The sequence below is a fragment of the Rectinema subterraneum genome (genome assembly GCA_009768935.1).
GTDB lineage: Bacteria > Spirochaetota > Spirochaetia > Treponematales > Rectinemataceae > Rectinema > Rectinema subterraneum.
Genome location: WESA01000063.1, coordinates 1 through 8953 on the forward strand (window position 1 = coordinate 1; position 8953 = coordinate 8953).

Consider the following 8953-nt stretch of genomic DNA (forward strand, 5'->3'; position numbering starts at 1 on the left):
TGGGTAAACGAGCGCCTTTCGTCGAACAGGCCTGTAGCCCTGATCAGCAGCGTAAGGATCCAGAATATCATTTCACCTGACCGCATTCTCTTCCTGAATTATCCTTCCAAGCGAGACGCGCTGATGGCGCTTGCGGAAAACCTCGCAAGTGCTCCACAAATCAAGAACAAGCAGGAGCTTATTTCGGAGATTCTGCGGCGCGAAGAACTCATGAGCACAGCAATCGGGAAAGGCATTGCCATTCCTCATGTAAGGCTCAATTCAGTGACCGATCTAGTTGTTTCGATCGGAATTTCCAGGTGCGATATCCAGGATTTTCAGACGCTCGATGATGTGCCTGTCAGGCTTCTATTCATGATTGCTGCAGCGTATAATCAGCATGCATATTACTTGCAGACGCTCTCTTTCTTCTCGGCGCGGCTCAAGGTAGTAGAGTTACGGGACGGGCTTCTGAGCTGTAAGTCAGCGCAGGAAGCATATGATCTTTTGATACGACAGGACGAGTAACGCTGTCCGGGAGATCGATGAGCACCTGCAGCACGCAATGGCGTCTCTGCGGGTGCTTTTTATTTTGCAAGAAAGGAATGACTTTGTGTTTCTGAAAAGCCTCGAAATATTTGGATTCAAATCTTTCGCAGACAGAGTGCGCATCGAATTTTCGCCGGGAATTTCTGCATTACTCGGCCCGAACGGATGCGGCAAATCGAACATTGTCGATGCCATAAAATGGGTTGTCGGCGAACAATCGGCAAAAAGCCTTCGCGCAGAATCCATGGAAGACATCATTTTCAACGGCACCGAGAACAGGCGTCCTCTTTCTGTGGCAGAAGTATCGATCACGCTCGCCAACGACGGCGAAGTGCTCCCTCTCGATGTCCCGGAAATCGAAATAAAGCGGAGATTGTACCGATCTGGCGAAAACGAATATTTCATAAACGGCAAGCAAGCAAGACTCAAAGAAGTAAGAGAGCTGTTCTGGGATACAGGTGTCGGCAAGTCAGCATATTCCGTGCTGGAGCAGGGGCGCATCGACCAGATATTATCTTCCAAACCCGAAGACCGCCGCTATCTCTTTGAAGAAGCTGCGGGGATTACCAAGCACAAGGTGCGAGCCCGCGAAGCAGAGCAAAAACTGGCTAAGACCGAAGAGAACATGCGCCAGATCGAAAGCATCGTAGCCGAAGTGAAGAGGTCCTACGAGAATCTGAAATCCCAGGCCGACAAAACAATCAAATATCGCTCGCTCAAAGAAAAGATTTTCGAAACCGAGCTCGATCTCTACCTCGTCCGCCTGCGACAGCATGTGCGGGAGCGCGATCGGAACAGCGCTCTTTTTGACCAGAAAAAAAAGGAACGCGAGGAATTGGTTCAGCGGATCGAGCGCATGAGCGAAGCGATGTCCCAAGGTCTCGATCTGGTGAATGAACTCGAGGCCAAGCTCGTCGAAATGCAGAAGTTGCTCTACGGCCTGGCGGTGGAGAAAAATGGCAAGGAAAAGCAGAAGATCCTCCTTGCAGAGCGTGTGCGCGAACTGAAGGCCAAGATTGAACAACTTGAAGGACGTGACCGCGCCATTGCTTCCAAGATTGAATCTCTCCGCGACGAAGAAGGCGAAAAAGAAGCAGAATACGCCGGATATCGGGCTCGCGTCCGCGAAGTCGACGCGAATATTCATACCTTCGATGAAAATATCAACGCCGCAGCGCTGTCGGTCAAAGCAAATGAGGAGACAATCCGCCAGAACGCAAGCGAATCCGCGGAAATCGCGCAAAAGACTTCACAGTTGCGGCAGGAACTCGATGCAATCACCGAGCGCATCGCCGAGCTTGTCGACGAACGGCTGCGTCAGTCGGAATCGCAGATAGAAGCCCGACAGGATCTCGAAGCGCAGATTCGTCGCGCAATTCTTGAGATATCAGCCTCGACTGCCGCGCGTGCCCAGAGGCTCGAGGACCTGGCGAAAACGCTTCCAGCCATGAACGCCCAGGAGCGTGCCCAGCAAATCGATACAATAAGCGCTGATCTGCGTGCGCTTTCGCTGCTTTCAAAATCGCTTGAGCAGGATTTTACGCGCTATATCGCGATTGCGCCCACATTTTTGAACGAATTGGTTGCTCCAGAAGGCGTCATGACTCAGAAGCGTCGCATTGATGCCGCGATACTGGCGCACGCTGTACGCCTTAAGGAAATTGAAGCAGAGAACCAGGCTCTTTCGAGCCGGAATGGCGACTTGTCCAGAAAAATCGAAACCTACCGAAAAACGCTCGAAGAGGCAAGGCTGGAAAAAGCGAAGATCCAGGCCCAGATGGAAGCCGCGCAGGATGCGCTCTCCGTGCTCAGACGGGAAATCGCAGGCCAGGAAGCCTACAGGCATGAAATTGCGAGCGAGCTGGCTGGGGAACAGAAACGGCAACAAGAACTTCAGGAAGAGATCGAATCGCTCGAGGAGGAGCTTGCCGAAATCGAGCAAAAAGGCCGCCGCTTGTCGGAGGAAATGGCCGAACTCGAAGCTTCCATCAGCCAGCGCACGTCAGACCTCGCCGAGCGCCGCAAGGAATCCTCGGAACTCGAGCAGAAAATGCAGGCACTTCAGCAAGAGCTCGAGAACCTGCACATGGCGGTCGCGCAGAGCGAAACCGAAATCAGAAACCTCAAGGATACATTCACCGAGTTGTATTCCAGAGACCTTCTTTCCTTCGAGTCGCGCATGTACGAAATTCGAAAGCCCATAAGCGAAATTCGTGAAGAGCTCACCTCGATCAAAGCGACGCTTGCTGCGCTCGGCTCGGTCAATCTGATGGCTCCGGAGGAATTCGAGGAAGTCAAACAGCGCTACGATTTTCTCTCAGGGCAATATGAAGACCTTGTGCATGCGCGTACCGATCTTGTGCGGATTACCGACGAGATACGAACCGAAAGTGCGCAGCTTTTTATCGATACCTATAACAGAATTAAAAAGAATTTCCACAACATGTTCAGGCGTCTCTTTGGCGGCGGACGGGCGGAATTGCGCCTTCTGGATACAGACCACGTACTGGAAAGCGGTATTGAAATCTATGCACAGCCGCCCGGCAAAAAACTGGAGAATATATCGTTGCTTTCAGGCGGCGAAAGGTCGCTGACAGCAATCGCGCTTCTGTTTGCGACCTATATGGTGAAGCCATCGCCTTTCTGCTTCCTGGACGAAATCGATGCAGCGCTCGACGAAGGGAATATCATCCGGTTCGTCAATCTCTTGAGGGAATTTGGGACAGCAAGCCAATTCATCGTGATTACCCATAACAAAAAGACTGTCGCCGGAGCAGACACGCTGCTTGGCGTCACAATGGAAGAATCCGGCGTGACAAAAGCGATCGCAATTCGGGTACAGAATGATAACGGAGTTGTTCGGCCGGTATACCTGCCCGACGAGCCATTTCAGGAAGAAGAAGTCGAATATGAAGATGGCCGCCAGCTGGATGACCAGGCTAAATCGGCAAATGCGCCTGCTTAAGCGGGTTTTGATGACAGAGAGGGGCTTTGCATGAACGCGCATGCGCTTAGCGAAAGATTGTTTTACCAGAATCCATGGCTTCAGGAAGCAGATGCTGTAATAAAGGCAATCGAATATGGCGCCGCAGATGTATCCGCAGACGCATCCGCAGCGAAGAGCGGGGTTGAATCTCTGCGCGTCCTGCTCGATATAACGGTCTTCTATCCGGAGGGAGGAGGGCAGCCACCGGACACGGGCTTTATCGATGACCTGCGCGTTATCGATGTGCAGGAAATCGATGGACACATCTGGCATTTTGTCGAGCTACCGGGGAATCCGGGTAGCCCGCTGAAGCCTCATGACCCGCTGAAGCCCGGCGACCGCGTGCATCTCCGCATCGACTGGCAGCGCCGCCTCGACCATATGCAGCAGCACACTGGCCAGCATTTGCTGTCAGCGGTGCTTGAGCAGGAATATGGGATACATACGCTCTCTTTCCACCTCGGGACTGAATATTCCACTATCGATGTTTCTGCCAAAAACCCTGAGGAATTGCCATTGCCCGACATCGAGGCGAAAATCGAAGACTGGATTGCGTGCGATGCTTCAGTTCTCGTGCATTATTGCCCGCCGGAGGATATTGCGGCTTTCAAATTGAGAAAAAAACCGCCTACAGACGAAGCGGTCATCCGTGTGGTGGAAATTGAAGGATATGACTGGTCGCCGTGCGGGGGCACCCATGTGGAACGCACAGGGCAGCTGCGAGCGATTAAGATTCTGTCTCTCGAGCGGTACAAGGGCAATGTGCGCGTATATTTTGCCGCTGGTGCACGCGCGGTAAGGCTGCTTTCCGCCACTTACGAGGAGACGAAAAAGACAGCCTCTGCGCTCGGCGTGGGCATTGGCGGAATCTCCGCTCGAGTGTTCGATATCTTGGGTAAAATTGCGGCTCTGGAGCGCGCATTGAAAAAAAGCACGCAAACATGGGCGGCCGCCGAGGCAAAACTTGCAGCGTCTCAAGCTGCGCCGCATGAGGTGCTTGAGTTCAGGCTTGATGAAGAAGGGGCAGACAGCGCTGCCGAATTGGCTAAGGCTGCAGCGGAGCTTGGTCGAGCTGCTATCGCTATTTCTTTATCAGATAAAACAATAATTATTCAAGTGCCGCAGGTCGCGGGTTTTCTTTCTCTCGCTGGCATGCTCAAGCCGAAGCTTGCAGAATTTGGCGGCAAGGGCGGCGGCGGGCCAGCCTTTTTCCGGGCAAGCTTTTCTTCTGAAAGTGAGCTTGCGCGCTTTGCGGAAGAAGCGAAACAGGCGCTTGCTGCGTTGTCTGATTAGTGTTTCCAACCTTGTGTAAGCCCTCAGCATTTATAATGCAAGTGGACGCCTGTTATCCGCGAGGCGCTGGCTTAAATATTCTCTGTCGAGATTGAGCTCGTCGATAAAGTAGCGCATCTGCTCTTCAGAGAGCAGATTTTGCTCGGCATACAGATACACGAGCGCGCGCTCTGCGATGCACGGCACCCTGAGGGCGTTCATCTGGACTTCCCTCCCGGGCCCTTCAACGCAGCGGCTGGAAATAGAAGCATAGAGCCTTGATTCCTCGATATTGCCAACAAGCGCATTCAGCTCTGCTAGTAGTGGCGCGATGTTGCCGCGCGCGGCTAGTTCTCCGAAAGGTTTCAGCGTAAAAAAGGTGTATTCCTTGCCGGGCAAATAATGATGCTCGTCGCAGCGCGTGCAGTAATTCGGTTCTTTCCCGTCGTGCTTGGTGCGGTCTCCTCCAATGATGATGAGAGGGTCGAAGTAGAGCGCAGGGCATTCCTCGCCGTCAATCAGGTAGTAACGGTAGGTGTAGAGCGAATCCTTGAGGCATTCTTCATGCTCGCAGTAAGCGGTGAGGGGAATGATGTCGGTTGCGGTCTCCAAAAGGAGCCTTGCAGTCTGATTGAAGATTTCGCGGCGGAAATTGAGTACCAGCGTGGGGAGAATAAACGAGAGGCCGCGCGATTCTGCCTCGTCTTTCATTAGGTACGCAATGCGCTCGTCAAAAAAAGCCGCTTCGTCGATAATCCACGTGCCGACTTGCGGGTTTTCCGCAATGAGCATTTCGAGACTGAACGAATCATGCGCAGCGCCAATGCGGTCGCCACAGCGCTCGTATCCGCCACGGTACGCAAGGGCATCATCCGGATAATCCGGAAAGCGGCTCTTGTCCAGGGCAGAGCGGACAACAAAGATATCCCGCCGATCGACGACGCCTGAACTGGTGAGCTGCGCTGCAGCGCCTTTCTTTTTTAGCGCGACGCGGCTGTCGCGCCAGATGCGCGCCGAGAATTCCGTCTTGCCCGAACCCATTGGTCCTATCACAAGCACACGTTTGCCCGCCGATTCAAAATCGTGATGGCGGCTCATGGAATGGATATTGAGCTGCGGAAAGCCAAGGCTTTTCAGAAATTCCCCTGTTTCGTCATTTGGCTGCATGATGGTTCCTGTGCATAGATTTATTGCAATGCCGACACCGGCCTGGCCTTTGCGGGCATGTTCGCGTCCGCGACATTCGGGCTCACGCTAGGCGTGCCGAAATGCAAGTATTTATACGGATGGATATCGAGTGCATTCTGGTACCAGCCCTGCACATATTCGGCATCGATGATCGAGGCGGCGAAATTGTGGTAAATCGGAAGGCACGCTGCTCCCTGCAGAAGCTCGGTCTCAGCCTTGGAGAGCAGCTGCATGCGTGTATCGTCGTTCGCCGCATAGGACTGATTCATGTAGTCCATAAATTCCTTGTCTTCATAGCCTGCAACATTCAAAGGCGCGCCGGTTGTCCACATCTGCAGGAAGGCCTCAGGGTCGGCAAAATCCCCGATCCACGTTTCATGCGCCAGCGTAAAAGAAGTTGTGTCCGCTCTGTTTGTGATACTATCATAGTATGACGAAGGAGCCATTGGCTTGAGCGTGACATGAAGATCCAGGGCCTTCTCCCATTCGGTTTTGAAGGTAGTCGCGATGGCGCGGGGCTGCTTGTAATCCGCAAACGCAATGACGATTTCCGGCAAGCCCTGGCCGTTCGGATAGCCAGCATCTGCAAGGAGTTTTTTAGCCTCTTCTTTGTCAGCTTTTTCTATGCCCTTTGTTTTGGAGTAGCCCGGGAGCGGCAGGACAAGGGTTTTTGCAGGCAGCCTGTAGGTGTCGCTGCTGCGGATCGTGTCCCAGGGCAGAAGAAGCGCAAGGGCGCGGCGGACTCTCTGGTCATTCCATGGTGCGAACTCGCAGTTGAAAAACCAGTAATGGGTTGAATATATAGGAAATACCTGAATAGCGGTTTGGAGAAGCACTTGTTCATAGTTGCCCGGACCGTCGAGCCAATGTACATGCCCAGTGTTGAAAAGCGATGTCGCCAGATTGTCGTCATCGGTAAACATCATCCGTAGCGTAGGAATTTCGACTGATGCAGCATCCCAATATTTCTCGTTTTTTTCAAGCACTAATTCGCTGTCGGTCATGGAAATGGGGCGGTATGGGCCATTGACTGGATAGGGGATGGCAGCTCTCCAATCCTTGACCCCGATCATCGATGGATGAATGAGAGCAAATGATTGATGACACAGAAGACGAGTGAAATAGGCGGCTGGCCTCACGAGCGTCACTTCGAGCGTCATCGGATCGATCGCCTTTATGCCCACATGATCAGCCACGCGGTCGGTGCCGAGCCTGTATTCACGTGCTCCTGCGATGATATCGAAAAAGGTCGCGTATTCAGCATTCAGATCGAGCATTCTGAGCCAGGAGCGCACGAAATCCTCTGCGGTAATCGCAGTTCCATCTGACCACTGCGCATTCTCGCGAATCGAAAATCGATAGACCTTGCCATCGATGGAGCGCGACCAGGATTGGGCGAGCGCTCTGACAGGTTCGAGAGTCTGCGGATCGTAGGTAAAGAGGCCCTCATAGAGAGCTGTATGAATCTGCGCTTCATTGGAGAAAAGGGCCCTCTGAGGGTCTAGCTGAGGCAACTGAGCGCCATACACCGTGACAAATTCCGTTTCCTGGGCGCCAATCGGCGCGAGCAGAGCTGCTATCGCAAAGACAGCCAGCGCAAGCCTTGAGTTCATAGATACAAGTATGCGATAAAATAGCGAGGAAGGCAATAAAGATGGGACTTGAAAAAGCATTTGTTCCGGAGCGCCTGGTTGTCGGTGTGCTTTCGTCGGATGAGGCTGCTGAAAATGCCGCTCTGGCTGAAATGATTGAGCGCTATGGCCAGCTATGCTTTCATTCAGCCAAGGAGCTATTTCTCTGGACGCGGTACTACTGCCCGGAGATGGGCGATACCATCCTGCGTTCTTACTGGGCGTTCGAGCAGCTGGTTGACCCTTCTATGCTCGCTGCGATCAAAAGGCAGACCAATGCGATCGAGCTAAAGCTAGCGCGAAATGGCAAGCGGACAGTCAATCTCGATCCTGGCATGCTGGGCAGCGCGCGCTTCTGCCTTGCAACGACAAAAGATCACTCCCATCGCATCCCTTTGTCCGATGGCATCTATGCTGAGCTTACCCTGATGTTCGAGCATGGCGAATTCAGGGCCCTTCCGTGGACCTATCCCGATTGGGCTTCACAGCCGGTGCGGCAGATGCTCTCCGAGTTGCGCACAGCGCTGCTGGCTGATTTGAAGCGTCTCACTAGTGCTCTCAACCTTGTGTAAACGAGGGCACTGAGAAGAACGCACCTCGACAATCCAGCACAAGCTGTTCAACCGAGCGCCAGCCTAGGAATATACTCCGCCTTCTCTTTCCCCGGTGTCCGCCATTCCTTCTTCCAGCTTCTCGCCATCGTCGGACTCAAAGGGCTTCGTGTCAGAAACGCCCGTTCTTCGAAAAAGCTTCTATATACGTTCTCGAGCGCAGTTGCATCGATGCCGCTCGCCTCGGCATGGGTGGCGGGTCTTCGGCCTTTCGGCCAGCGGATACGGTAGGGCTTTAAGTAGTTGTGCCACATAAGGTAGGCCCAGAGGCGCAGCATGCCGTTTGCGACATTGCGGTTGAAGCAGACACTCTCACGATGGTGGTTCGCCAGGTCCTTTCTGAGCTCGCGATCGGTGTAGTTCGAAGAAAAGAGTGGATTGTGGATCGTCCGTGGCAAGTGTGAAGAAATCCTCAGGTGCACGAGTCGCCCCTCTCCCTCACCCCAGTAGGCTGCAAGCTTCCGCACGAGGCGCGCATAGTCGGGCTTCTCATCGGTGATCAGCACGAAGGGCCTATGAGGCTGTGGCGGCTGCACAGCAAGGCTCGTCGCCAGCACCTCCCTGAATGACCGGCCGATCCCACCCCGTTCGAGCCGAATCGTCGAATAGAGCGCCTGTGCCTTCGCCTTCTGGTCCTGCCGCATGCTCCCTGAGCGCCGCCGTGTGCAGTGACTGACATCGAGCACGAAGCCGCTTGTCCGTCCCACCGCAATGGGGATTTCGTTCGGAAAGTACTG

At 53.6% G+C, this 8953-nt stretch carries 7 protein-coding genes; 4 read left to right on the forward strand and 3 right to left on the reverse strand.

Annotation, left to right across the window (positions count from 1 at the left end; translation table 11 throughout):
* The 3 genes from GAP13_RS11780 to GAP13_RS11790 form a co-directional block, all read left to right on the forward strand.
* The coding region (locus GAP13_RS11780) for a PTS sugar transporter subunit IIA (RefSeq protein WP_158908508.1) at positions 1 to 507 on the forward strand (507 nt) is incomplete at its 5' end.
* 85 nt (positions 508 to 592) lie between these two features.
* Positions 593 to 3493, forward strand: a complete 2901-nt coding sequence (locus GAP13_RS11785; protein ID WP_442792390.1) for a chromosome segregation SMC family protein — start codon at positions 593 to 595, stop codon at positions 3491 to 3493.
* 30 nt (positions 3494 to 3523) lie between these two features.
* The gene (locus GAP13_RS11790; protein WP_158908510.1) at positions 3524 to 4807 is read left to right on the forward strand and encodes an alanyl-tRNA editing protein; all 1284 of its coding nucleotides are present in this window, start codon (positions 3524 to 3526) and stop codon (positions 4805 to 4807) included.
* 30 nt (positions 4808 to 4837) lie between these two features.
* Here the strand turns inward: GAP13_RS11790 and GAP13_RS11795 are convergent, their stop codons facing one another.
* The gene (locus GAP13_RS11795) at positions 4838 to 5953 is read right to left on the reverse strand and encodes a thymidine kinase (RefSeq protein WP_158908511.1); all 1116 of its coding nucleotides are present in this window, start codon (positions 5951 to 5953) and stop codon (positions 4838 to 4840) included.
* 20 nt (positions 5954 to 5973) lie between these two features.
* Positions 5974 to 7587 carry a peptide ABC transporter substrate-binding protein gene (locus GAP13_RS11800; protein ID WP_158908512.1) on the reverse strand — a complete coding sequence of 538 codons (1614 nt, stop codon included), beginning with the start codon at positions 7585 to 7587 and terminating at the stop codon, positions 5974 to 5976.
* A 41-nt stretch (positions 7588 to 7628) separates the two neighbouring features.
* Between GAP13_RS11800 and GAP13_RS11805 the strand changes: the two genes are divergently transcribed.
* Entirely contained in the window at positions 7629 to 8177 is a 549-nt protein-coding gene (locus GAP13_RS11805) for a DUF4416 family protein (protein WP_158908513.1), read from the forward strand.
* A gap of 47 nt (positions 8178 to 8224) precedes the next feature.
* Here GAP13_RS11805 and GAP13_RS11810 read toward each other — a convergent pair.
* A partial coding sequence (locus tag GAP13_RS11810; RefSeq protein WP_503473384.1) for a hypothetical protein occupies positions 8225 to 8953 on the reverse strand: 729 nt, incomplete at its 5' end.